This is a genomic window from Streptomyces sp. W16, from assembly GCF_033194735.1.
Classification (GTDB): Bacteria; Actinomycetota; Actinomycetes; order Streptomycetales; family Streptomycetaceae; genus Streptomyces.
On record NZ_JAWOAI010000094.1, the window covers coordinates 1 to 24,144 of the forward strand.

At 69.6% G+C, this 24,144-nt stretch carries 16 protein-coding genes; 10 read left to right on the plus strand and 6 right to left on the minus strand.

The features are described 5' to 3' along the window. The first annotated feature begins 291 nt into the window (after positions 1-291). From R6V09_RS15240 to R6V09_RS15260, 5 genes are all read left to right on the plus strand, one after another. Positions 292-1,635, plus strand: a complete 1,344-nt coding sequence (locus tag R6V09_RS15240) for an aminomethyl transferase family protein (protein WP_317881937.1) — start codon at positions 292-294, stop codon at positions 1,633-1,635. A gap of 225 nt (positions 1,636-1,860) precedes the next feature. Continuing rightward, positions 1,861-2,733, plus strand: a complete 873-nt coding sequence (locus R6V09_RS15245) for a methylenetetrahydrofolate reductase (protein WP_317881938.1) — start codon at positions 1,861-1,863, stop codon at positions 2,731-2,733. Next, on the plus strand, positions 2,730-3,638 hold the full coding sequence (gene purU / locus R6V09_RS15250; protein ID WP_317881939.1) for a formyltetrahydrofolate deformylase: 909 nt from the start codon (positions 2,730-2,732) through the stop codon (positions 3,636-3,638). The genes R6V09_RS15245 and purU overlap by 4 nt, the downstream gene beginning before the upstream one ends. A 206-nt stretch (positions 3,639-3,844) precedes the next feature. After that, positions 3,845-4,708 (plus strand): bifunctional 5,10-methylenetetrahydrofolate dehydrogenase/5,10-methenyltetrahydrofolate cyclohydrolase, encoded by an 864-nt coding sequence (locus R6V09_RS15255; protein WP_317881940.1) that lies wholly within the window; start codon positions 3,845-3,847, stop codon positions 4,706-4,708. A gap of 79 nt (positions 4,709-4,787) precedes the next feature. After that, positions 4,788-5,855 (plus strand): chorismate-binding protein, encoded by a 1,068-nt coding sequence (locus R6V09_RS15260; RefSeq protein WP_317881941.1) that lies wholly within the window; start codon positions 4,788-4,790, stop codon positions 5,853-5,855. Positions 5,856-5,921: 66 nt separating this feature from the next. On the opposite strand, the gene R6V09_RS15265 is transcribed toward R6V09_RS15260, so the two are convergent. After that, a complete protein-coding gene (locus R6V09_RS15265) occupies positions 5,922-7,037 on the minus strand; it encodes a cobalamin-independent methionine synthase II family protein (protein WP_317881942.1) in 1,116 nt (371 codons plus the stop codon). Between the two features lie 102 nt (positions 7,038-7,139). After that, positions 7,140-7,745 (minus strand): TetR/AcrR family transcriptional regulator, encoded by a 606-nt coding sequence (locus tag R6V09_RS15270; protein WP_317881949.1) that lies wholly within the window; start codon positions 7,743-7,745, stop codon positions 7,140-7,142. 415 nt (positions 7,746-8,160) lie between these two features. Here R6V09_RS15270 and R6V09_RS15275 point away from each other — a divergent pair, with 415 nt between their 5' ends. The 3 genes from R6V09_RS15275 (at position 8,161) to R6V09_RS15285 (ending at position 11,880) form a co-directional block, all read left to right on the plus strand. After that, positions 8,161-9,072 (plus strand): LysR family transcriptional regulator, encoded by a 912-nt coding sequence (locus tag R6V09_RS15275; protein WP_317881950.1) that lies wholly within the window; start codon positions 8,161-8,163, stop codon positions 9,070-9,072. A 136-nt stretch (positions 9,073-9,208) separates the two neighbouring features. Next, positions 9,209-10,342, plus strand: a complete 1,134-nt coding sequence (locus tag R6V09_RS15280) for an MBL fold metallo-hydrolase (protein WP_317881943.1) — start codon at positions 9,209-9,211, stop codon at positions 10,340-10,342. Positions 10,343-10,518: 176 nt separating this feature from the next. Then, positions 10,519-11,880 (plus strand): glycine cleavage T C-terminal barrel domain-containing protein, encoded by a 1,362-nt coding sequence (locus tag R6V09_RS15285; RefSeq protein ID WP_317881944.1) that lies wholly within the window; start codon positions 10,519-10,521, stop codon positions 11,878-11,880. 204 nt (positions 11,881-12,084) lie between these two features. On the opposite strand, the gene R6V09_RS15290 is transcribed toward R6V09_RS15285, so the two are convergent. Beyond that, positions 12,085-12,846 (minus strand): class I SAM-dependent methyltransferase, encoded by a 762-nt coding sequence (locus tag R6V09_RS15290; protein WP_317881951.1) that lies wholly within the window; start codon positions 12,844-12,846, stop codon positions 12,085-12,087. A 502-nt stretch (positions 12,847-13,348) separates the two neighbouring features. Beyond that, complete coding sequence (locus tag R6V09_RS15295) at positions 13,349-14,467, minus strand: FAD-dependent oxidoreductase (protein ID WP_317881945.1); 1,119 nt, start codon at positions 14,465-14,467, stop codon at positions 13,349-13,351. A 348-nt stretch (positions 14,468-14,815) separates the two neighbouring features. Between R6V09_RS15295 and R6V09_RS15300 the strand changes: the two genes are divergently transcribed. Continuing rightward, complete coding sequence (locus R6V09_RS15300) at positions 14,816-16,177, plus strand: beta-1,3-glucanase family protein (protein ID WP_317881946.1); 1,362 nt, start codon at positions 14,816-14,818, stop codon at positions 16,175-16,177. 77 nt (positions 16,178-16,254) lie between these two features. Here the strand turns inward: R6V09_RS15300 and R6V09_RS15305 are convergent, their stop codons facing one another. After that, positions 16,255-20,526 carry a discoidin domain-containing protein gene (locus R6V09_RS15305; protein WP_317881947.1) on the minus strand — a complete coding sequence of 1,424 codons (4,272 nt, stop codon included), beginning with the start codon at positions 20,524-20,526 and terminating at the stop codon, positions 16,255-16,257. Positions 20,527-21,006: 480 nt separating this feature from the next. Between R6V09_RS15305 and R6V09_RS15310 the strand changes: the two genes are divergently transcribed. Next, positions 21,007-22,824 (plus strand): peptidoglycan recognition family protein, encoded by a 1,818-nt coding sequence (locus tag R6V09_RS15310; protein ID WP_317881952.1) that lies wholly within the window; start codon positions 21,007-21,009, stop codon positions 22,822-22,824. A 72-nt stretch (positions 22,825-22,896) separates the two neighbouring features. Here the strand turns inward: R6V09_RS15310 and R6V09_RS15315 are convergent. Next, positions 22,897-24,144, minus strand: a 1,248-nt coding sequence (locus R6V09_RS15315; protein ID WP_317881948.1) for a LuxR C-terminal-related transcriptional regulator, incomplete at its 5' end; no start/stop codon positions are given.

The following is a 24,144-nucleotide window of genomic DNA, read 5'->3' on the forward strand; positions in this document are numbered from 1 at the left end:
CGCGGCCGGCGCGTTCTGTGTGCGCGTGCACGACGTCCGCTCCAGCCTGCACGCGGTGTGTGTGGCCGCGGCCTGGGCGGGTGACCGCCGCCTCCCGGAGTCGGAGACCGTCGCGCGGAGCCGGTGCAGAAAGGTGCTGCACGAGTCTCGCCAAGCTCCAAACGCGTCTGCTAGCTTGCGCTAGATCGTTCTAGCGATCCCCCTTTTTCTCCCGAAGTGAGCCGATTGTGACGAGCCGCGTCACTAGATCGATTTAGTACTTCGGTGGAGATGGCTTTGAGAGGAGCCGCAATGGCAATCCCCAGTCTTCAGGACGGCATCGACAAGGCCGGTTCGCCCATCGGTCTGCTGTGGCAGCCGAACGCCGAGCCGTGGACCCCGGAGGTGGTCGAGCGGGAGTACGTCGGATGGCGCCAGGAGCAGGCGGCCTGGCACGAGGGCGTCGCGCTGCTCAACCTCTCGCACCACATGTACGACCTGTGGATCGAGGGCCCCGACGCCACCCGCGTGCTGGCCGAGTACGGCGCCAACAACTTCGAGAAGTTCGCGATCGGCCAGGCCAAGCAGTACGTACCGGTCACCCGGGACGGCAAGATCGTCACCGACGGCATCCTCGCCCGGCGCGCCGAGAACAAGTACCTCCTCAGCGGTGTCCCCGCCGCCCAGCACTGGGTGCAGTACCACGCGGAGAAGGGCGGCTACGACGTCGCCTTCGAGACCGACACGTCCTCCGCCTTCCGCCCCGGCGGCGGTGACCCCAAGCTGTTCCGCTACCAGATCCAGGGCCCGCTGGCACTGGAGCTGATCGAGAAGGTCTTCGGTGGCCCGCTGCCGGAGACCAAGTTCTTCCACTCCACACCGGTCACCCTGGACGGCCGCTCCTTCGAGGCGCTGCGCCACGGCATGGCCGGACAGGCCGGCTACGAGTTCATCGGCCCGTGGGAGCACGCGGCGTATGTGCACGAGGCGTTCCTCAAGGCCGGCGAACCACTGGGCCTGGTCCAGGTCGGCGCGCTCGCGTACACCACGCCGAGTGTGGAGAGCGGCTGGATCCCCTCGCCGGTCCCGGGCATCTACGTCGACCCCGAACTCGCGGAATACCGCGCCTGGTTGCCCCTGTTCGGCATCGAGGGGAAGCGTCCCCTCAACGGCAGCTACTTCTCGGAGGACATCGCCGACTTCTACGTCTCCCCGTACGAGCTGGGCTACGGCAAGCTGATCCACTTCGGGCACGACTTCCACGGCCGCGACGCCCTGCTCAAGGCGAAGGACGAGCCCCGCCGCACCAAGGTCACCCTGGTCTTCGACGCCGACGACGTACGCCGGGTGGTCGGCGGGGGAGAGGACCCCGGCTTCGTCCTCACCTACGCCCGCCACCGGGTGGAGACCTCGGCCGGCCTGGTCGGTACGACCATGCAGACCGCGTCGATCGACCCGGTCGGCACCGTGCTGGCGCAGACGCTGATCGACTCCGCGCACGCCGAGCCCGGCACCGAGGTGACCGTGGTCTGGGGCGAGCACCCGGGCCCCGGTACCGACCCCGAGGCCGACCTCGGGTTCCCTCGGATCCGCGCCACGGTTCAGGCCAGCCCGTTCGACCGGCATGCGCGCACGGAGTACCGGCGTAACGCGTAGGCGCTCCGCGGGGTCGGCTTGTCGTCTGCGGGTCTGTGGGGGCTGGTCGCGCAGTTCCCCGCACCCCTTTGGGGCGCCGGACTTCGCCGGAGCTGCCTGGCGCCGCGCACGGCGTGTGGCCGGAGGCAGCGTCATGCATCCGGCCACACGCCGCCCTCGCCGAATGCCGGCCCACGCACCCCACGGCGCCCCGCCCTCCCTTACCAACTGTCGACAAGGAGCACGATGAACCCCCTCAGCACAGCCTCGGCGGCGGTGAGCACATCGCTGCTGGAGGACTTCTCCCTGGAGATGACAGGCAAGGACGTCCCGAAGCTGGAGGAGGCCCGGCACTCCATCCCGCAGGGCACCCGCATCAACGTCACCTTCCTCGGCAACGAGAACCTCGAACTGCGCCTGGAGGCGTCCCGGGCGGTGAAACGCCTCGGCTTCGTGCCGGTGCCGCACATCTCCGCCCGGCGCCTCGGCTCGCAGGCCGAGTTCGAGGAGTTCCTCGCCGCCCTGCGGGCCGACGGCACCTGCGCCAACGTCTTCACCGTCGGCGGCGACCCCACCCGCCCCGAGGGCCCCTACGAGGACTCGCTCGCGCTGATCGAGACGGGACTGCTGCGGGAGTACGGCGTCCGGCACGTCAGCATCAGCGGCTACCCGGAGGGCCACCCGGACATCGCCGGGGACGCGCTGTGGTCCGCGCTGCGGGAGAAGAACGCGTCCATCGCCGAGCAGGAACTCGACGGCAGCGTCATCACCCAGTTCGGCTTCGACGTGGATCCCGTCCTGGCCTGGCTGGAGAAGGTCCGCGCGGAGGGCATCACGCTTCCCGTCCGGATCGGCGTCCCCGGACCGGCGGGAGTACGGCGCCTGATGTCGTACGCTACCCGGTTCGGCGTCGGCACCAGCGCCTCCATCGCCAAGAAGTACGGCCTGTCCATCACCAACCTGATGGGCACCGCGGGCCCGGACAAGTTCCTGCGGGCACTCGCGGACGGCCACGACCCGGCCCGCCACGGAGACATAAAGATCCACTTCTACACCTTCGGCGGCCTGCGGGCCACGTCCGAGTGGATCGCCCAGTTCAGGAAGGACAACCTCGTATGACCGTCACGCAGGCCGCGCCCACCAGCATCGCCAAGAAGACCGGGGGAGCCGGGCACCAGGCGTCGCTGATCGTCCAGGGCGCCGACGCCACCGGCATCGTCGCGGCCGTGACCTCGGTACTCGGCCGGCACGGCGCCAACATCGTGTCCCTCGACCAGTACTCCGACAACCCGCAGGGCGGCGCCTTCTTCCAGCGCACCGTCTTCGGACTGGACGGTCTGCGGGCCGAACTGCCCAGCCTGCGCGCCGACTTCGACAAGGAGTTGGTCAAGCCGTACGGCCTCAGCTACACCCTGCGCGACCTGTCCGTGCCGAAGCGGGTGGCGATCTTCGCGTCCAAGTCCGACCACTGCCTGCTCGACCTGCTCTGGCGCCACCGTCAGGGTCAACTCCCCGTCAGCATCGCCATGGTGATCTCCAATCACCCGGATACGGCGGAGGAGGTGCGGTCGTTCGGCATCCCCTTCTTCCACGTCCCCTCCATGGGAGCGGACAAGTCGGCCGCCGAGGCCGAACACCTGCGGCTGCTCAAGGACAACGTCGACTTCGTCGTCCTCGCCCGCTACATGCAGATCCTCTCCGGGGACTTCATCGAGCGGGTCGGCGTGCCGATCATCAACATCCACCACTCCTTCCTGCCCGCCTTCATCGGCGCCGGCCCCTACGCCAAGGCCAAGGAACGCGGCGTCAAGCTGGTCGGTGCCACCGCCCACTACGTCACCGAGGACCTCGACGAGGGCCCGATCATCGAGCAGGACGTCGTGCGCGTCAGCCACGCCCACACCGCCGGCGACCTCACCCGTCGCGGCGCCGACGTCGAACGCGCCGTCCTCTCCCGCGCGGTGCTGTGGCACGCCGAGGACCGGGTCATCCGCAACGGCAAGCACACCATCGTCTTCGCCTGAACCACATCTCGTCCCAACGCCCGTGCAGGGAACGGTGGTTGTGTCGCGCCCCCGGATACCGGGGGCGGTGGACACGGCAGGCCCCCGCGTCCGGCGCGCGGTCCCGGCGCCGTACATCTGCACATCCGCGGTCGGCCCGCCGCGACCTCGGCGGGTAGTCCTCTTCACCGGGTGCAGCGTTCACCAGCAGAAAGCGGTTCGCCATCATGACAACCACCATCAACGGGGCCCGGATCGCCCGTGACATCCGGGCCCGGGTCGCCGCACGGGTCGCCGAGACCGCGGCCTCGGGACCGGTGCCCGGTCTGGCGACCATCCTGGTCGGCGACGACCCGGCCAGCGCCGTCTACGTCGCCGCCAAACGCCGCGCCATCCGTGAGGCAGGCATGCGCGACTTCCACCGACACCTCTCCCGGCATGCTTCCGGGGACGAAGTCGCCGCGGTCATCGACGAGTTGGCGGCCGACCCGGACGTCTCCGGCATCCTCCTCCAACTGCCCCTGCCCGCCCGGCTCGACGCCGCGACCCTGATCGACCGGATCCCCGCGGCCAAGGATGTCGACGGCCTGACCACGGCCAGCGCCGGCCGGCTGGCCCGCGGCGAACGAGGGCTGCGCCCCTGCACCCCGAGCGGCGTCATCGAACTCCTCGACGCCGAAGGCATCGAGATCAAGGGCGCGTGCGTTGCCGTCGTCGGCTGGGGCGAACTCGTCGGCCGCCCCCTGGCCCAGTTGCTGCTGCGGCGTGGCGCCACCGTCACGGTCGCCCACGAGTTCACCGCCGACCTGGCAGCCGTCACCCGCCCCGCGGACATCGTCGTCGTCGCCACCGGAGTACGGGGTCTCGTCGGCCCCGAGCACGTCAAGTCCGGCGCCACCGTCATCGACGTCGGCATCCACCGCACCCCCGAGGGCCTGACCGGTGACGTCCGCGCCGCCGAACTCGACGGCATCGCCAGCCGCATCACCCCCGTACCGGGCGGGGTCGGCCCGATGACCATCGCCATGCTGATGGTTAACACCCTCCGCGCGGCCGAGTGGAATGCCGTGCCCAAGACCGTGCCCGCGTAAGCGAGTTGGGCAGTCGGCGCCCAGGGCGGCGGTGCTGCGTACCCGCGCTGTTCGTCCGAGCTGAGGAAAGGTGCCGGACATGATGCAACTCCCGCCGCTGGCCCGGCTCGGTGGCCGGGTGGCGACCGGACTGATCGACGTCACCCATGACCCCGCCGCGCTCGACTCCGAGGGCTTCTGGGCCGTCGTGGCCGACTTCGAAGGACGCCTGACCTGCGCCCGATTCCGCGACGTACGGCCCGCCACGCGACACCCCGCCCGAGCTGCCCGATGGGACGGGCCCGCGCCCGGGCTGTGGACGACTTCGCTGGACCGCGACGCGTACACGGCAGGCGTACGACGGATCCGCGAGCACATCGCGCGCGGCGAGGTCTACCAGGCCAACCTGTGCCGTGTTCTGTCGGCGCCCATCGACGCCGACGCCGACATCGAGGCGCTGGCCGACCGGCTGGCGGCGCGCCACCGCGCGCCGTACGCGGGTCTGATCAGGCTGCCGGGCCTCGGACTTGAGGTGGCCACCGCGTCCCCGGAGCTCTTCCTGCGCCGCGAAGGGCGGGTGATCGAGTCGGGCCCCATCAAGGGCACCGGGCGCACCGAGGCTGATCTCCTGGAGAAGGACCACGCCGAGAACGTGATGATCGTCGACCTGGTCCGCAACGACCTCGGCCGGGTGTGCGCCACCGGCAGTGTCACCGTGCCGGTCCTGTGCGCGGTGGAACGCCATCCCGGACTCGTCCACCTCGTCTCCTCGGTGCAGGGGGAGCTGCGGGACGGAGCGGGATGGCCCGAGATGCTGGCGGCGGCCTTCCCGCCGGGATCCGTCACGGGCGCTCCGAAGGAGAGCGCCCTCGCCGTCATCACCGCCCTGGAGACCGCACCGCGCGGGCCGTACTGCGGCGGTATCGGCTGGATCGACGCCGACCGCGGCACCGGCGAACTGGCCGTGGGCATCCGCACGTTCTGGATCGACCGGGCCCGGCAGTGCCTGAACTTCGGCGCCGGAGCGGGCATCACCTGGGGCTCGGACCCCGAACGGGAGTGGCAGGAAACCGAGTTGAAGGCGGCGAGGCTGCTGGCCATCGCGTCCAACGGTTCGCCCTACGACGCGAAGCCGCACCAACGGCTCGCCGCCCACCCCGGTGCCTGAGACCTCCGCCGTTCCGGCCCCCGAGTACCCGCCCGCCACATCGGGCCCCGGGGCGGTGTTCCGTCGTCAGCCCCAGACGAGACGTGCCGTCTCGGCGACGAGTTCCAGTTTGCGGCGCTGGTCGTCGGCGGTCAGCAGGTTGCCCTGGCTCGTCGAGGCGAACCCGCACTGGGGACTGAGGGCGAGCTGTTCCAGGGGCAGATACCGCGACGCCTCGTCGATGCGCCGGCGCAGCGTGTCGACCGACTCCAGCTCGGCCACCTTCGACGACACCAGCCCGAGGACGACGGTCTTGGCGGGCGGCACGAACCGCAGCGGCTCGAAGCCGCCGGAGCGCTCCGTGTCGTACTCCAGCAGGAAGCGGTCGACCTCGACCTCGCCGAACACCCGCTCGGCGATGGGCTCGTAGCCGCCCCGGGCGGACCAGGCGCTGCGCATGTTGCCCCGGCAGAAGTGCATGGCCACGGTCATGCCGGGGCGCCGCGAACGGGCGGACCGGATCAGGCCGTTGTCCGTGTCGATGATGTGGGAGAGATGCCCCTCCAGGTCCGTCACCCGGCGCATCCGCGCGGCCTCGGGGTCGATGTTGGCCCAGTAGGCGAGAGAGTCGAGCTGCAGCCAGGAGACGCCGGCGTCGAGCAGGTCGGCGATGTCCTGCCGGTAGATGTCGGCCAGCGCCGCCACCGCGTCCCGCCGGGTCGGATAGACGTCGTCCGACACGCCCGGCCGCCAGAAGCCCGCGACCATCGTCGGACTGGCCATGGTGATCTTGTACGGTCCCGGTGCGTTCCCGGACAGCCAGCGCGCCTCCGCGAGGGACAGCGGTGTCCGCCGGTACAGGGGCGCCGTGATGGCCACCGACGCGACGTCGCCGTCGAGTTCGGCGCCGTCGCTGTCGCGGATCCAGCGCGGACGGGCCGATGACTCCTCGGCGGGTGCCAGCCCGCCGACCGTCTCCACCACGGAGGCCATGAAGTCGTCCCGGCGTACCTCGCCGTCGGTGAAGACCTGGATCCCGGCGTCCTGTTGCAGTTTCACCGCGGCTGCCGCGGCCTGGTCCTCCAGCTCCGCGAGCCGCTCGTCCGTGAGCGCGCCGCGCCGGTGTGCGGCGCGTGCCGCCAGCAGCTCCTCGGGGCGCAACAGGCTTCCCACATGTTCGGCTCGGATCGTCGTCGTCGGCATCGGCCGTCCCTTCACGCCTGACACTCGGGCGACCGTACTGTACGGTCCAGTACGCTTCGAGGGCAAGGCATGTGCCGGCTGCGGCGGGCTCCGTGGGGAAGGTCAGACCGGGTCGACGGAGACGCCGTGCAGGAAGACCCGTACCGCCTCGTTGATGGACGCATGGATCTCGGCGTCGGTCAGCTTGACCGGTGCGTCCGTCAGCAGTCGCATCTGGGCGTGGCCGAGCATGGCCTGGTAGAGCTGTTCCGCAGCTCGCACCGGGTCCTCGACCTTGATCAGGCCGTCGTCGCAGGCCTGTTGGAGGCAGCGCCCGAGCACCGCGTGGCCCGCGTTCGGCCCGTGCTCGGCGAAGACCTCGCCGAGCCCGGGAATGCGTACGGCCTCCGAGGTGACCAGGCGGTGCAGGGCGATCGCCTCGGGCGTGAGGACGACGCCGGCGAAGTGTTCACCGAGCGCGACCAGGGTTTCCGTGAGGTTCTCGCTGCCAGGCGTGAACGTGTGCAGCGGCTGGGACCACTCGTCGCACAGCGCCTCCACGGACGCGCGGAACAGGGCGCTCTTGTCGGTGAAATAGCGGTAGAGGGTCGCCTTGGAGCCGCCCACCGCCGTCAGGACGTCCTCCATGGAGACACCGGCGTAGCCGCGCGCGATGAACAGCTCACCCGCAGCCCGCGTGATGAGTTGTCGCCGGTCGGTCGCAGTCATCCTCACACCGGCCATGTTAGGTGCCTGCCCGCTGGTGCCGGCGGGCCGGTCACGGACCGCGGCGGCGCGGCAAGGTCGAGATGGTGACCGCTGCGACCAGGACACCTCCGTAGGAGACCGAGGCGAAGACCGGCGACAACAGGGTGTCGGAGGCGACGAAGGAGCCGAAGCGGATCAGGTTGACGCGGATGCCGGAGAGCCGGCCGGCTTCTCTGCCGGCTCCGACGAAGCTACAATCGCTAGATCGATATAGTAACGGCAAAGGCTGTCGCCGACGTGACCCTGACGGTCTTCCGCCTTGCCGTCGCCTGCCGTCCAGGTTCGTCGCCTGCGAGACGGCTCCGCCCAACTGCATCGCCCCATGTTCGACGCGGCCCGGAGGGACACCGGTGCCATGGACGACCGGAGGACCGCCATGGACCGCCTGCTCCTCATGCGCTGTTTCGTCATCGTCGCCGACCTCGGCAGCTTCAGCGGTGCGGCCAAGGCGCTGGGGTCGTCGGGGTCACTCGTGTCCCGGCATGTCGCCGAGCTGGAGCGACAGGTCGGCGTCCGGTTGGTCAACCGCACGGCCCGCTCGGTGAGCCTGACCGAACCGGGCCTGCGCTACGCCGAGTTCGCCTCCCGCATCATCAAGGAGATCGACGCCGAGGACTCCAGCATCGCGGATCTGCACGACCGGGCGGAGGGAGTGCTCAGCATCATCTGCCCGAAGTGGATAGGGAGCCTGGACTTGGGGGACGCCATCGCCGCCTTCTCCGCTACGCACCCGAAAATCCAGATCCGGTTCGAGCTGGGAGGCATGTCCGACCGGACGTACGACTTCCTGGACGGCGGTTTCGACCTGGCGTTCCATACCCGGGACCTCCGGGACTCCAATGTCCGGCTGAAGAAGATCGCCTCGCTGCCCTTCGTCCTGTGCGCGTCGAAAACGTACATCGACGAACACGGCCCCCTGACACACCCCAATGACCTGGCCGCCCACGACTGCCTGGTGCACGTCAACGACCCGGTCTGGCGCATCGGGCACGGCCCCACCTCCACGCTGCACAAGATCCGCAACGTGGCCTTCTCGTCCAACTCCTACATCGCCCTGCAGAAGGCGGCCGTCCACGGGCGCGGCATCGCCCTGCTGCCCCAGCGGTCCGCCTACGACGATCTCGTCTCCGGGGCCCTCCAGATTCAGCTTCCCCACCTGGCGGCACCCGACCGGCCGCTCTACGCGATCCACGGGCCCGGGCCGGGCACCCAGCGCAAGGTCACGGTCTTCCTGGAGTTCCTCACCCAGTGGTTCGCGGAGAACCCGATTCCCACGATCGGCCGTTGACATCCGCCGACACTTGCACGGAGCGAAACCTTATGGTTCGCCCCGGTAGCTCATATTTTCTACCGGATGGTGGACAGGTGTGCTCGGTGTGGCCACTGTGGCAACGCGAATCGAGCCGCGAAGGAGCTGTCTCTTCATGTGCGAACCCCTGGGTGAACCGACGTCCCGCCGGACGATGCTGGGCGCGATGGCGGCATCCGCCGCTGCCGTCGCCGTACCACTGCTCGGCGCCGAGCCGGCCGCGGCGGCGACGAACACCGGATCCGTGTCCTCCGGCAGCGGCCTGTCCGTGACGCTGCTCGGCACCAACGGCGGGCCGCCGCCTCTGGCGAACCGGTACGGCATCTCGTCGGCGCTGACTGTGAACGGCAGAACGTATGTCGTCGACTGTGGACGCGGAGCGGTGACGCAATACCTGCGCGCCGGTCTGTCGATGCCGTCGCTGGCCGGAATCTTCCTGACCCATCTGCACTCCGACCACATCGTCGACTACTACTCGTTCCCGCTGCTGTCGGCGGGCGCCGCGGGCGCGCAGGGCTTCCAGAGCCCGATCGAGGTCTACGGCCCCGGTTCCGCAGGCATCGCCTCGACGGTCACCGGCGCTCCGGGACCCGTGCCGGGCACCGTCGAGATGACGAAGCTGGCCGGTCAGGCGTACGCGGCCTCGCCGACCTTCTTCATGACCGAGCACGCGGGAATCGACCCGGCGACCATGCTCAACGTCCACGACGTACTGCCGCCGTCGGGTGTCGGCGCCTCGGCGACGAACTCCGCGCCGGCCATGGCGCCGTTCACCGTCATGGAGAACGACGACATGAAGGTCACCGCCGTCCTCGTCCCGCACGGCGCGGTGTTCCCCGCCTACGCCTACCGCTTCGACACGGACCACGGAAGCGTCGTCTTCTCCGGCGACACGGCACCGACCCCGAACATCATCAGGCTCGCGGCGCACGCGGACGTCCTGGTCCACGAGGCCCTGTACCCGGCGGGTCTCGCGAGTCTCGGCCTGCCCCAGGCGCTGATCGACCACATCACCTCCACCCACACGGACGTGGCGCAACTGGGCCGGATCGCCGCCGAGTCGGACGCGGGAACACTGCTCGCCACCCACCTCGGCCCGGGACAGCAGACCGTGGTCTCCGACGCGACCTGGCGCCGCCTGCTCCGCGACAGCGCACGCCGGGCCGACTTCGGCGGATCGATGGTGCTGGGCACGGACCTGCTGCAGCTGCAGCTGCCGGTACGGCGACGCGTGCGCCGCAGGTCCTGAACCACCCGGCGTTGCGCAGAAGTTCCGCATTGCTTGCGCTGGGGGACCGATCACCGGTGCGTCACGACTCTCGCCTTGTCCGAAACCGGCTGTTACCGTCCGACTTAATCGATCTAGTCGGTGGCCGGTGCCCCGACGACGCTCTGGACGATGACGTCCACTCGATGGAGTGTGAAATGGACCTGGTCGCACAACAGCGCAGTACCTACGAAGCGGTCCTCCGGCTGAACGAGGCACCGTTCATCACAGAGCGGCCGGCGATGTTCAGCCCGGCCGCCGCAGCCCAGGACGAGGGCAACACGCGGGGCACCTACGGCCGGTTCGCTCAGCTCCTGCTCCCCGAGGAGTACTCGGACTGGGTCGAGGAGAGCGCCGTGCATGTCGGGTCGTGCTATGTCGGCGACTGGACCTCGCTGCACAAGGTGAGGGTGCACGGCCCGCAGGCGCTCGCGTTCCTGAGCCGGTTGGGGATGCGGGACCTGGCCCGTTTCGAGACCGGGCAGATCAAGCATCACGTACAGCTCGACGAGAACGGCTGGATCGCGTCCGAGGGTGTGCTGTGCCGACTCGGCGCCGAGGAGTTCCTCTACACCGCGGGCAGTTGCGACTGGCTGCTGTGGCAGCTGAGCCAGGGTGGTTGGGACGCGGCGGCGACCGACGTCAGCCCCGACCTGTTCATCTTCGGCATCCAGGGCCCGGCGTCCCTGGCCGCGCTGGAGAAGCTGACGGGCGACGATCTCCGCGACATCGGCTTCAGCCGCAGTCGTATGTCGACGGTCGACGGGATCCCGGTACGGGTCCTGCGCACCGGGATCTCGGGCGAGCTGGGGTACGAGCTGCACGGGCCGGCCGGACACGCCAACGCGATCTGGGCGGCGGTCGTGGCGAGCGGGCAGGACGTCGGCATCCGCCAACTCGGCTTCCGCGCCCAGCCTGTTCAGCACATCGAGGCCGGGATCGCGACCAACGGTCTGGACTATCTGCCGGCGTCGATCCTCACGCCGGGTGCGCCGAGGCAGTTCCGCAAGGGCACGCCCAGCGGCAGTTTCGTCCCGGCGGGCGGGGTGACCGACTACTTCCGCAAGCCGGGCGAACTCGGCTGGGGGTTCCGCAAGGGCGTCCCCGACCGCGACTTCATCGGCCGGGACGCTCTGGTCGAGGACGCCGAAAAGGGCGTTCCCGGCCGTCAGTTGGTCGGTCTGCGCTGGCACGGACAGGATGTCTCCGCCGTCCTCACCTCGCTCTTGAGCGGCGCCGAGCTGCCCGACCAGATGGAACTGCCCCGCTCGCGCGGCCCCCACTTCGACCAGGTGCTGGTGTCGGGCGATCCGGTGGGCGTGGCCACGGGCCGCACGGTGAGCCCGACCCTGCGGGCGATGATCTCCCTGTGCGTACTCGACGCCGCCCACACGGCACCCGGCACGGAGGTCGTCGTCCTGTGGGGCCGACCGGGCACCCCCCAGCGGGAGATCCGGGCGACGGTCACCGCGCTGCCGTTCAAGCCGGACAACCGGCGAACCGACGTCACCGCACTGTGACCGCCCCACCTCGCTCCGCGATCTCCACCGCCCCCTTCTCCCGCACCCGCGCAGACCGGTCAAGTCGGCGCTGTGCGGCGGGAGTTGGCGGCGCCGAATCAGTGCAGCGGCGAGATAGCTCCCTCCACGACCCGGCGCTACACGCCCAGGCCGGAGCCGCGCCCGGTTCCGGTGGCCGTGCTCAGCGGATGGGGAGGGCCATGCCTACTGGTGCGCTGTGTAGATGGTCGCGGTCATCGGCGCCGTCACGGGCCCGGTGCCGAGCTGGTCCGTCATCTTCTGTGTGACGGCGGCCTGGAGGGCCTTCGCGTCTTCGCGGGCCTGTACGGCGGCGCTCACCGGTGTGCCGGTGAGGAACCCGGTGGCGACGGAGGCCGCGGACTCCGCGACGCCTTCCAGCGTGACCTCCTCGGCGCCGGCCAGGGTCAGTCCGGCGGCCGTGAGGTCCGCGGTGACCACGGCCGGGTCGGAGTAGCCGTGGGGCACGTCCTTCAGGAACGGTGGGGCTCCGTCGGGCATGGACTGTTCCAGGGCAGTCTGGAAGGCGGCCCCGAATCCGTGCGAGGCCAGCGGGCCCCAGCTGTTGAACAAGAACCGCCCCTGCGGGGTCAGGACCCGGCGCACCTCGGCGTAGGCAGCGGGCCGGTCGGGGAAGAACATCACCCCGAACTGGCACACGACGAGGTCGAAGCTGCCGTCCTCGAAGGGCAGGTCCTGGGCGTCCGCCTGCCGCCACTCCGCACCCGGTTCCCGTGCCGATCCTGCGGTGACCATCGCTTCGTTGAGATCGGTCGCCACCACCGAGGCCGTGGGCACCGCCGTGAGCAGGGCCGAGGTCAACGCTCCGGTTCCGGCGGCGAGCTCCAGGACGGTGCGGGGGCGCAGCGCGGCTGCTCTGGCGGCCAGGTCGATGGCGAAGGGGTGGAAGAAGACCGGCACCAGGTGGCGTTCGTAGGCCTCGGGCATGGACCGTGTCCACCGCCGGTTCGCGTCGTCTGTGCTCACCCGGCAGACACTAGGGCCTGTCCGGCGGATCCCGTCGCAGACGCGGGGCGTGGCACGCACTCCCCCACTGCCTTAAGGGCGTGGGGGACCCCCAGCGGCGTTGTCGTCGGTCGCCGACTCCCCCAGTCTCGGCTTCGCTCGACCGGGGGGACCCCCATCGCGTCGACTCCCTCCTCCGCCTTGCAGCTGCACGCACCACGCCCCGCTCACCGGAGCTGATCAGGCACCGTCACTTTCCTGCGACCTGATCCGTCGGACAGGCCCTAGCCCCGCGGGAACTCCGACGGCGGACGGCCGCAGCCACGGCGGCATCGTGTCGGCGCTGCGGGACAACCCCAGCCGTCAGGTGCGGTTGAACTTCCTGGGATGAGCCGGAACGTCCCGGCACCGGGATGAACAACCGCACCCTGCTCGACGAACGGGCCTACCTACAGCCCTGCGCCAGCGACTGGTGCCAATACACCTAGTTCCCGGTGAACTTGTCGATCAGGTTGTGGGGTGTGTCGTCCCCCAGCATCTCGTAGAGATCGGGGGCATCGGCGGCGGCTGCCGCGCTGCGGGGGAACAGGGCCTGCTCGTACTCGGTGAGCGCGGTCTCCGTGTCGTCGGGGTGTGCGGCGATGGCCTTGCCGAGTTCGGCGCCGTCGTACATGGCCAGGTTGGCGCCTTCGCCGTTCGGGGCCGAGAGGTGGGCGGCGTCGCCGAGCAGGGTCACACCCGCTGTCCGGTCCCACCGGTGGTCGATGGGCAAGGTGTGCAGCATGCGCAGGACCGGAGGGGTCTCACCGTCGGTGATCAGGGAGGTGAGCTCCGGCACCCAGCCGTCGAATTCCCGCACGATCCGGGAGGTGGCCGCGGCGGGATCGGTGAAGTCGATACCGGCGAACCAGTCCTGCGGCCTGGAGAGCAGCACCCAGGTGTGCAGGTTCCCGCCGCGCTCCCGGTGAGTCAGGATTCCCTTTCCCGGCTCAAGCACCATCAGCGCTCCGCCGCCGACGGTCTTCGCGCCGGCGGGGTGCCGGGTGTCGCCGTCGAACAGATAGGTCTCGACGAACGAGATGCCGATGTACTCGGGTACCGCGTCGGACAGCAGCGGCCGGACGCGTGACCAGGCGCCGTCCGCGCCGACCAGCAGGCTCGTGGTGACGGTGGCGCCGTCGGCGAAGGACACCTCGTGGTGGCCGTCGCCGAGGGCACGGACACCGCTGACCTTGTGCCCCCACCGGACGGTGCCGGCCGGGAGCGAGTCGAGCAGCATCTGCCGCAGTTCGCCGCGCTGCACTTCGGGGTTGCCACCGGTACCGTCGTCCGGCTGGTCGAAAAGGATCTTCCCGTCCCGGTCCACGAGCCGCATCGCCTGCCGTCCCTCCAGGACGAGACCGCGGAACTCGTCCATCAAGTCGGCTGTCTGCAAGGCCAGTTGGCCGTTGTAGTCGCGGATGTCGAGCAGTCCGCCCTGTGTACGCGCCGCCGCGGAGGACTCCGCCTCATAGACCGTGGACGGGATTCCGCGGACGTGCAGGACGCGGGCGAGTGTGAGACCGCCGAGCCCGGCACCGATGATCGTGACGTGAGTGGTCATAGTGATTCCTCGTATGTTCACGCCTGCCGGATGGACGCCCGGCAGGACCTCCGCAGAACGTCCCAGGCCCCGCCGACAGACCACCGACACCTCGACGACACCGCCACCGACGGCCGACAGCGCACCGACACCACTCCCACGGCCACCGTGAAGGTCCATACCAGACGCGTCAAGTCATGGAGAGAAACGGTGAGTTGGGGCGAGTAATGCGGTCGGTTCCTGAACGGAGCCGCGCAGCCACGCGCACGATCTCCCCGAACTGCCATGAGTTCGGCTTCAGTTGTTGACGTCGGGCAGAGGCGCGGCTACAACCCGGGGAGAGCGCTCCCAAACCTGAGGAGACCCCCCATGCAGACCTCCGCCGGCGTATCCGGCCCACTCGGCAGACCTTCACCCGCCGCCGTACGTTCCCGCACCGCTCTCGGTCTGGTCGTCGTCCTGATCGTCGCCTGCTTCGCCGCCCTGACCCCCTCGCCCGCCCGCGCCGCCGACCAACTGCTGTCCCAGGGGCGGCCCGCCACCGCGTCCTCGACCGAGAACGCGTCCTTCCCCGCGAGCGCCGCCGTAGACGGCGACACCGGCACCCGCTGGTCCTCCGCCTTCGCCGATCCGCAGTGGCTGCGGGTGGACCTGGGCTCCGTGCAGCAGCTCTCCCGCGTCTCGCTGAACTGGGAGGCCGCCTACGCCACCGGCTACCAGATCCAGACCTCGACCGACGCCAGCACCTGGACCACCGTCTACTCCACCACCACCTCGACGGGCGGCACCCAGAACATCACCGTCACGGGCAGTGGGCGCTACGTCCGCGTCTACGGCACCGCCCGGGCCACCCAATGGGGCTACTCCCTCTGGGAGTTCCAGGTCTACGGCCCCGGAAGCACCACCCCGCCCGACGACTTCTGGGGCAGCACCACCGACATACCGGCGGCCAACAACGCGGTAGAGGTGAAGATCCTCAACCGCACCAACGGCAAGTACCCCGACAGCCAGGTGTATTGGAGCTTCAACGGGCAGACGCACTCCATCGCCGAGCAGCCCTACCTCGACATGCCCGCCAACTCCGCGGGCCGCATGTACTTCTACCTGGGCTCGCCCACCAGCTCCTACTACGACTTCATCGAGTTCACGGTCGGCAGCAACGTCTTCAACGGCAACACCACCCGCGTCGACGCCTTCGGCCTCAAGCTCGCCATGCGCCTGCACAGCAAGGACGGTTACGACACCGAGGTCGGCGAGAACCGGGCGACCTTCGCCGAGGACCGCGCCACCACCTTCCAGCGGTTCACCGACGCGGTGCCGGCCCAGTTCAAGGTGCTGGCCCAGACCCAGGCGCCGTACCGGATCATCGCGCCCGGCAGCGACCCGAGCTTCCGCGCGGGCGGCGCCAACGCCGGCTACTTCACGTCGTACGCCCAGTCGGTCGGCGTGAACGCGGCCACCTCCGACATCTTTGGCTGCGCCGCCTCGCTGTCGGCCGACCCCAACATGTGCGCCGCCCTCAACCGCCATGTGGCGACCCTGCCGGCGTCGCAGCAGTCCGACCCGGCGCAGTTCTACAAGGCGGCGCCCGCGAACTACTACGCCAAGTTCTGGCACGACAACGCCATCAACCAGCTTGCCTACGGCTTCCCTTACGACGATGTCGCGGGCCAGTCCTCCTTCATCTCGCACGCCAGTCCGCAGTGGCTCCTGGTCGCCGTCGGCTGGTAGGCACGGACACACGCACAGCGAAACGGGGCCGCCCTTGTCAGGAAGGGCGGCCCCGCTTCAGCTTCTGGCGGCGGGAGTTACTGGACGTTGATCGTGAAGGTGGACGTGGTGTTGCGGATGTCCTGGGCGTTGCCGCTCATCCGCAGGTTGACGAAGGTGGCCGAACCGACGGCCGGTCCCTGACCGGGTTCGGGCAGCTCGTTGGCCCAGATGCCCCACCCTGACTTGGCGTCGAACGCGTCTCCGCTCTTCTTGGAGTTGGTGATGGAGATGTCGGTGAAGATCGTGTCCTTCACCGGGAACTGCGGTTGTCCGCCTACGTAGTTGGTCTGGAACATCACTCCGCCGTAGGTGGAGTTGTCGATGTCGACGTCGTTGACCCGGATGCCCTGGAAGACCTTGGAGGCCGAGAACGCCCAGATGGCGGGGAAGACCTGGGAGCCCCAGAAGTGGCCGCCCGTTCTGTCCAGGGAGACGTTCTCGATCGTCGTCGGATCGGTCCCGAAGCCGTTCATCGGGTAGCCGAAGTCCAGCGAGGAGATCGTGATGCCGGAGTAGACCAGGGTGTCGGCGACCCTGATGTTGCGGAAGGTGTTGTTGTAGCCGCCGTATACGGCGATACCGGCCGCACGCCAGGTGAGGGTCGACGTCAGGTTCTCGTAGAGGTTGTTCTTCTCGTCGGCGCCGCCCGCGTCGATCGCCGAGAAGAGGGCGAAGCTGTCGTCGCCCGTGGCGCGGGCGTCGTTGTTGACGACGTGGTTGTCCGTGGAGCCGTTCGTCATGTTGATGCCGTCGGCGAACGTGTCACGGATGCGGGAGTTCTCGATGGTCATGCTGTCGGTGTTGGCGCCCCAGTACATGCACACCATGTGCTCGACCCAGATGTTGTCGATGGTGATGTTGGAGACGTTGGAGAAGTCGAAGACCTTGCCCGGGCCGTCGATTCGGGACGTGTAGTTGCCGAAGTAGGCGAAGCCGGAGAACGTCGAGCCGTTGGCGGTGGCTTCGGCCCGGATGCCGATGTCGGTGTTCTCCTGCGAGGCGGGGGCGTGGAAGCGGGTGAACCACGGCCCGGCTCCGACGACCTTGACCGCCTTGCCGTAGACCTGGAGCTTGCTGGACGTCTCGTAGTCCCCGGCGGGCAGGTAGACGCCGACGAGCTTGCCCGTGGTGTCCATGCGGACCGTGTCGAGCGCGTTCTGCACGTCCTGCTGGGAGAAGCCGGCCGGGACCGCGTAGGCGGCCGGGTCCGGGTTCGGGATCGCCGTCGCCTGCTCGGTGTTGACGAAGTCGATGGCGTACGTGGAGGTGTTGGCCGCGTCCTTCTGGAGGCGGATCTTGGAGCCTGCCGGGACGGTCCTGCCGAGCAGGAGGTTCGCCTCGTCGTAGATGTGGCGCTGGGTTCCGGCGCTGGGCGAGTTGCCGGGCGCGGTCTCGTTGCCGTACAGCCAGGCGTACTTGGAGGTGAGGTCGATCGCCTTGAGGAACTGGCCGTCCACATAGACGTCGAGGGTGGAGTCGGTGCCGTCGGGGATGGAGAAGCGGGTGACCAGGGTGTTGGTCGCCGCGCGGGTGGTCCACTCGACGTACTGGCCGGTCGAGTTGAGGGTCACCGCCTTGCGGCCGCTCGCCTCGCCCGCGATGTCGCCGATGGTCCGGTTCGGGCCGACGACCGTGGCGCCTCCGCCGATCGTGCCGTCCTCGGCCTCGTACATGTCGTACGGCATGTCGGCGCCGCGGCCGACGAACAGGGGTTGTGTGGTGGTGTTGTTGGTCCGCTTGACGGGGAGTTCGTTGGCGTCGTCGGCGATGACCGTCTTGACGGTGTACTTGCCGTTGGCGGCCGTCCACGAGCCGAGGGCGACCGGTGCGGTCGTCTGGCCGGAGGCGATGGTGCCGCTGTAGGAGCCGGTGAGTGTCTTGACGGTGGCGCCGTTCGCGTCCTGGACCGTGAGTGTCACGCCGTGGGAGCCGGCGGCCGAGTCGACCGATCCCTGGTTCTTGATCGCCACGCTGAACGTGACGTTGTCGCCCGCGGAGGGGCTGGACGGGGTCCAGGCCACCGGTGCGGCGACCAGGTCGGAGCTGGAGACCGGCTTGACGACGAGGGCGTCGGAGCGGGTGAAGGTGTTGTTGCCCTCGTTCTGCTCGATGACCTTGTTCGACGGGTCCACCTCGGCGCCGAGCGGGTAACTGCCCGCGTCCCGGGTGCCGATGCTCGCCGTGACCGTCGCCGACGCGCCTGCCGCGAGGGCCGGGACGTCGGCGGTGGCGGCCTTGGTGCCGCCGAGCGTGAAGTTCAGGTCGGTGGCCTTGGACGCCTTGCTGCCGCTGTTGGTGACGGTCGCGGAGAGACTGATGGCGTCCGACTCGACAGGAGCCGCAGGCGAGTTGGTGATACCGGTGACCTTCAGGTCGGGGTTGGCGGCCGGGGTGCCGATCACCTGGAACTCGGCGACCTGCCCGCCAGGGGCGCCCGTGTTGGAGGCGAACTTGAGCTGGATGTCGGCCGCCGCGCCGGAGACCGGGATCGTCACCGTGTTGCCGGTGGCCGGGTTGAACGTGTAGTCCTTCGCCGCGACAAGACTCGTGAACGCGGTCGCGTCCTGGTCACGGCCGAGCACCTGGATGTTCTGCGTGCGCGTGGACCAGGCTGCGTCCGGGTTGAGCTTGACGACGACCTGGCTCAGGTCGGCGTTGGCCCCCAGCTTGGTGGTGAGGGTCGCCGGGTAGGCACCGCCCCCGCTCTCCCAATAGGTCGCGATCTGGCCGTCGTTGGCGTTCGCGGCGACATAGGTGAAGACGTACGAGGACGCCTCGATGGGCTTGCCCTGCGCGAGGTCGGACCCGGCACCGTTCCCGGCCCGGGTGACGCTGTTGCTCGCCACCGACACGTTCCCGGCGGCGTCCTTCGCCTTCACGTAGTAGGTGACCGTGGCCGTCGCCGACGGGGTGTCGGTGTACGAAGTCACGTCACCCGCAACGGACTTGAGCAACTGGTCGTTGGCGTACACGTCGTAGCCGGTCACCTGGACGTTGTCGCTCGACGCCTGCCAGGTGAGCTTCACGTCGCTGCCCGACTGCGTGTAGGCGAGGCTGCCGGGCGCGGTGGGCGCCTGGGTGTCGCCGCTCGTTCCCTTGCGGGTCACGCTGTTGCTGTTGGCGGAGACGTTGCCCGCCGCGTCCTTGGCCCGCACGAAGTAGGTGACGTCGTCGGCGGCGGACTGGGTGTCGGTGTAGGTCAGCACGCTCCCGGCGACGCTCGCCCTCAACTGGCCGTTGGCGTAGACGTCGTAGCCCGTGACGGCCGTGTCGTCGGTGGCCGCGCTCCAGGTCAGCTTGATCTGCCCGGTGGCCGGCTCGGTGTAGGCCAGGTTGGACGGGGCGGTGGGCGCCTGGGTATCGCCGGTGACCGGCCCGTAGACCTCCAGCTCGGACGCCTGCCCTGCGGGCCAGCCCGTGTTGGCGGTGAACAGCGCACGCACGTACCGCGTGGTGGTCGTGTCGAAACTGATCGTCGTCGACTGGTCGTTGGAACTGTCGAAGGTGTACGCCTTCGAGGCCGTCAGGTCGGTGAAGTTCTGGTTGTCCGTCGAGCCCTGGACCTTGAAGGTCTGGCTGCGGCTCGGCCAGCCGCTGGGCAGCCGCAGCGTCACCTGGTTGATCTTCACCGACGAGCCGAGGTCGACCTGGAGCCACTGCGGGAAGGCGTTGTTCGTGCTCTCCCAGTAGGTGTCGCGGTTGCCGTCACCGGCGTTCGCCGCGCCGTAGACATCGGCGTGCCCACTCTCGCTGAAGGGCTTGCCCTGGGCGAGGTTGGGGGTCGACGCGGCGGTCGTGAGGACCTGCATCTCGCCCAACTGGGCTGTGCTGGCGACCGAGTTGGCGCTGAAGTCGGCGCGTACGTAACGGGCGAGCGTCGCGGGGATGGAGACCTTCACCGTGTTGTCATTGGCGGGGCCGAAGACGTACTGCGCCGACGACTTGAGGGTGGCGAAGCTCTTGCCGTCGTCGCTGCCCTGGAGCGCGAACGTCTGCTTGCGGGACTGCCAGCCCTCCGGCAGCCGCAGCACGACCTGGCGGACGCGCTTGCTCTTGCCGAGGTCGGTCTGCACCCACTGGGCCGACTTCTTTCCGGCCTGCCAGTAGGTGTCGAGGTCGCCGTCGGTGATGTTCGCGGCGGTGTGCTTTCCACGGGTGCTGCCCGCCGAAGTCCTGGCGTCGGCTGCGGCGTTGGGGCCACCGGCCGCGTGCGCGGCGACGGCGGGCAGGCCCAGAACCATGACGGTGGCGGCGAGCGCGGCGGTCGCTGCGCGCCGCCCGGGGGATCTCTGCTTGTGTCGAGTCATGCGGGGGTCGCTTCCTGCGGAGGCTCGCGCGCCGGTGGGGCGGCGAGGGCGGCTCATTCCTGACGGAGTGGTGCAGGGGTGGCATGTTCGGTAGGCAGGATTTTGCGTTGTTTCATCGAAATATTGCAGAGTGACATGGACAGGTCTACAGCCTGGGCGGCACGATTTTCGCCAGACTCGACGATGCTTGCGCGCTTGCGCTCTGGGGCTGCAAGCGAATGCAAGATGCGCAACTTCTTGCGTGATCCTGCGTTGCGGCGGTGCTGTGCCGCTCCTGCTTTCCGGTCAACTACGCTCCAACACTGACCAGTTGTGGGAGCCGATGAAGGCAGGCGTCGCCCCGTACGTCTGTATCCGGGCACTACGTGCAAGGGAAGTTCGTTGCAGGAATCCTCGCGTTCAAGATCCTCTCGGAAGTCGCTGGCCGGGATTCTGGCCGGCGGCGTCGTGGCCGCGGGCTGTTTCGCCGCTCTGCCGTCGATGGCGCAGGCCGCCCAGCCCTCCTCCACCGCCGACCGGCAGTCCTCCTTCGCCGACGCCGCGAAGGAGTTCGGTGTGCCGCTGCCGGTGCTGCTGGCCGTGTCGTACCAGGAGTCCCAGTGGGACGACCACGACGGGCAGTACAACACCTCGGGCGGATTCGGCCCGATGAACCTCACGGACGTCACCGCCAAGATGGTGTCCGGGGGCGCGGCGGGCGCGGCCGGCCGTGGTGACCTCGCCGAGCTGACGGCGGACCCGGCCCTGCACACCCTCGACGCGGCGGCCGAACTCACCGGCACTCCGGCGGCGAAACTGCGCACCGACGACGGCGAGAACATCCGAGCCGGCGCAGCCCTACTGGCCTCGTACCAGAAGGAGTTGACCGGGAAGGGATCCGCCGACCCGGCCGACTGGTACGGGGCGGTGGCCAAGTACAGCCAGTCGTCGGACAAGAAGGCCGCACAGCTCTTCGCCGACCGCGTCTTCGAGACCGTGACGACGGGCGCCTCCCGCACCACCGTCGACGGACAGCGCGTCCGACTCCCGGCGCGGCGCGCGGTCCACCCCGAGACGCAGCAGCTGTCCGAGCTGAAGCTGAAGGCCGCCGTGACGGACACCGACACCGAGTGCCCGCCCACCGTGGACTGCACGTTCCTCGCCGCTGCCGCCTCCAACGGGCAGGTGGCGGGCCGGCCCGGCGACGGAGTGCAGATCAAGTACATCGTCCTGCACGACACCGAGTCGTCCTACGACGCCGCGATCAAGACCTTCCAGACAGCCGGTTCCGGCGACTCGGCGCACTACGTCATGCGGGCCTCGGACGGGGCCGTGACGCAGATGACGCCCACCAAGAACATCGCGTTCCACGCCGGCAACTACTGGTTCAACATGCACTCGATCGGCATCGAGCACGAGGGCTACGCCGCGCACGGTGCCACCTGGTACTCGCAGACGCAGTACCGGGCGACGGCCGATCTGGTGAAGTACCTCGCCGCGAGGTTCGACATCCCGCTCGACCGCGAGCACATCATCGGTCACGACAACGTGCCCGGCCCGCAGGACAGTTACATCAGGGGCATGCACTGGGACCCCGGCCCCTACTGGGACTGGACGGCCTTCATGGACATGGTCGCCCCGGCGAGGGGGGCCCGTGCGCACAGCGCCGCCCGGCACGTCCCGGCGGTCGGCTCGGCGGTCACCATCAGCCCGGAGTTCGCGACCAACGAGCAGACCGTCCAGGTCTGCCCGGCCGACGACCCCACCGGTGCCACCACCGAGTGCACCGAGACCACCGCGCCCTCCGACTTCCTTCCCGTGCGCACCGCCGCCGGCGCCGACGCGCCCCTGTTCGCCGACCCGGCCATCCACCCCGGTGCGAGCGCGGGAACCGACTCGATCCACGACTGGGGCAGCACCGTCTCGGCCGGCCAGCAGTTCGTGGTCGCCGACGTGGACGGCGACTGGACCGCCATCTGGTTCAGCGGATCGAAGGTGTGGTTCTACAACCCCCACGGCGTCAACACCTGCGCCGCGCCGGACGCCACCGTCGTCCACTCCGGCGACCAGGCCGCGACCCTGTACGGCTCCGGCTACCCGCAGGCATCGGAGTACCCGTCAGGCCTGTCGCCGTCCACGCAGAAGCCCCTGACCCTCTACACCTTCCCGGCCGGCCAGGCCTACGTGGCCACCCAACCGCCGGTCAGCGCCGACGACTTCTTCGTCACGGGCGACACCTACGTCACCGGCGCCGCCCAGTACTACACCATCCAGTACAACCACCGGGTCGTCCTGGTCGACGCCTCGCAGGTCTCCTGAACCACCCGGTGCGGGCAGCACGCACGTCCTGCCCGCACCGGACTGCGCCGCACCCCGACCGCCCGCGGCCCGCTACCCGGTGACCCCGGCACGGGCCAGGCAGCGCGCCAGGTCCGAGCGGGAACGGACGCCCAACTTGCGGTAGACGCGGGTGAGATGGGCTTCGATCGTCTTGCGGGACAGGAAGAGCGACGCCGCCGCCTCCACATTGCTGAGGCCCTCGCCGATGGCACGCGCCACCTGGAGCTCCTGCGGCGTGAGCAGAGCCACCGGAGGCGGTTCGTCCCCGTGGACGGCGGAGCGGTGTCCGGTCGCCGCGATCTCCGCCTCGGCCCGGACCGCCCACGGAACAGCGCCCAGCGCGGTGAACGTCCGCTGCGCGAGCAGCAGCGGCTCCCGTGCCGCCGACGGCCGCCGGAACCGGCGCAGCACCTCTCCCGCGACGAGCCGGGTCCGCGCCGCCTCGAAGGCCATCTCCTTGTCGGCATGGACGCGTTCAGCGACGGCCAGCCAGTCGGCGGCCTCCTCGGCGGACCGCGCGAGCATCACCCGGCATCGGGCGTGAGCGGCCGCCGGCCACGCCAGACCGGTCGCCGTGTCCCGCTCCCGCAGCCAGTCCGCGACGGCCACGGCCTCCTCCCTCGCCCCCGTGCGCAGACGAGCCTCGGCGAGGTCGGCCACCCACGGCATGAGAGTGGGGTTGACCAGTCCCATCTCGTCGGCCAGCGCGAACGCGGCCTCCAGGTGCGTACGCGCCGCCTCGGCGTCACCGGCGGCGAAAGCGGACGTACCGAGCGCACCGCGTGCGAACAGGGCCAGGCCGCGCAGCCGGCTCCCGCACCAGCGCTCGTACTGCGCCACCCGCTTGCGGCAGTCCGCGAAGTCGCCGTGCAGGGCGTCCAGCCGGGCGAGCTGGATCAACGCGTACCCCGTCATCGCCAGATGGCCGAACTCCTCCGCCCAGCGCAGCGCCTCGGTGGCGTCCGCGCGAGCCATCGGCCAGCGCGACCACATCTCCACGTGGCACCGCGCCAGCAGCGCGTACGGCAGGAGGGCCGGGGCGTTGTCGCGGCGCACCCCCTCGATCACCGTGTCCAGCACGCGGCGGGCGAGATCCCCGTCGCCGGTCCAGGACAGGCCCTGCGCGATCTCCATCGTCGTCTGACGTTCCTCGGGGCCGGTTCGGCCGCGCGCCTCGTCCAGCAGCGCGAGCAGGGCCGTACGGCCCGAGCTCACGTCGCCGCCCAGAACGTGTGCCCGGGCGCGCATCACGGCGGCCTGCCGGCGCCGGGTGCCGTGCGTGCCGTCCGCCAGTGCCTC

What these genes read in the sequence shown, in the direction of transcription:
- R6V09_RS15240 (WP_317881937.1), top strand. Translation starts at nt 292, where the DNA reads ATGGCAATCCCCAGTCTTCAGGACGGCATCGACAAGGCCGGTTCGCCC.
- R6V09_RS15245 (WP_317881938.1), top strand. Translation starts at nt 1,861, where the DNA reads ATGAACCCCCTCAGCACAGCCTCGGCGGCGGTGAGCACATCGCTGCTG.
- purU (WP_317881939.1), top strand. Translation starts at nt 2,730, where the DNA reads ATGACCGTCACGCAGGCCGCGCCCACCAGCATCGCCAAGAAGACCGGG.
- R6V09_RS15255 (WP_317881940.1), top strand. Translation starts at nt 3,845, where the DNA reads ATGACAACCACCATCAACGGGGCCCGGATCGCCCGTGACATCCGGGCC.
- R6V09_RS15260 (WP_317881941.1), top strand. Translation starts at nt 4,788, where the DNA reads ATGATGCAACTCCCGCCGCTGGCCCGGCTCGGTGGCCGGGTGGCGACC.
- R6V09_RS15265 (WP_317881942.1), bottom strand. Translation starts at nt 7,037, where the DNA reads ATGCCGACGACGACGATCCGAGCCGAACATGTGGGAAGCCTGTTGCGC.
- R6V09_RS15270 (WP_317881949.1), bottom strand. Translation starts at nt 7,745, where the DNA reads ATGACTGCGACCGACCGGCGACAACTCATCACGCGGGCTGCGGGTGAG.
- R6V09_RS15275 (WP_317881950.1), top strand. Translation starts at nt 8,161, where the DNA reads ATGGACCGCCTGCTCCTCATGCGCTGTTTCGTCATCGTCGCCGACCTC.
- R6V09_RS15280 (WP_317881943.1), top strand. Translation starts at nt 9,209, where the DNA reads ATGTGCGAACCCCTGGGTGAACCGACGTCCCGCCGGACGATGCTGGGC.
- R6V09_RS15285 (WP_317881944.1), top strand. Translation starts at nt 10,519, where the DNA reads ATGGACCTGGTCGCACAACAGCGCAGTACCTACGAAGCGGTCCTCCGG.
- R6V09_RS15290 (WP_317881951.1), bottom strand. Translation starts at nt 12,846, where the DNA reads ATGCCCGAGGCCTACGAACGCCACCTGGTGCCGGTCTTCTTCCACCCC.
- R6V09_RS15295 (WP_317881945.1), bottom strand. Translation starts at nt 14,467, where the DNA reads ATGACCACTCACGTCACGATCATCGGTGCCGGGCTCGGCGGTCTCACA.
- R6V09_RS15300 (WP_317881946.1), top strand. Translation starts at nt 14,816, where the DNA reads ATGCAGACCTCCGCCGGCGTATCCGGCCCACTCGGCAGACCTTCACCC.
- R6V09_RS15305 (WP_317881947.1), bottom strand. Translation starts at nt 20,526, where the DNA reads ATGACTCGACACAAGCAGAGATCCCCCGGGCGGCGCGCAGCGACCGCC.
- R6V09_RS15310 (WP_317881952.1), top strand. Translation starts at nt 21,007, where the DNA reads ATGGCGCAGGCCGCCCAGCCCTCCTCCACCGCCGACCGGCAGTCCTCC.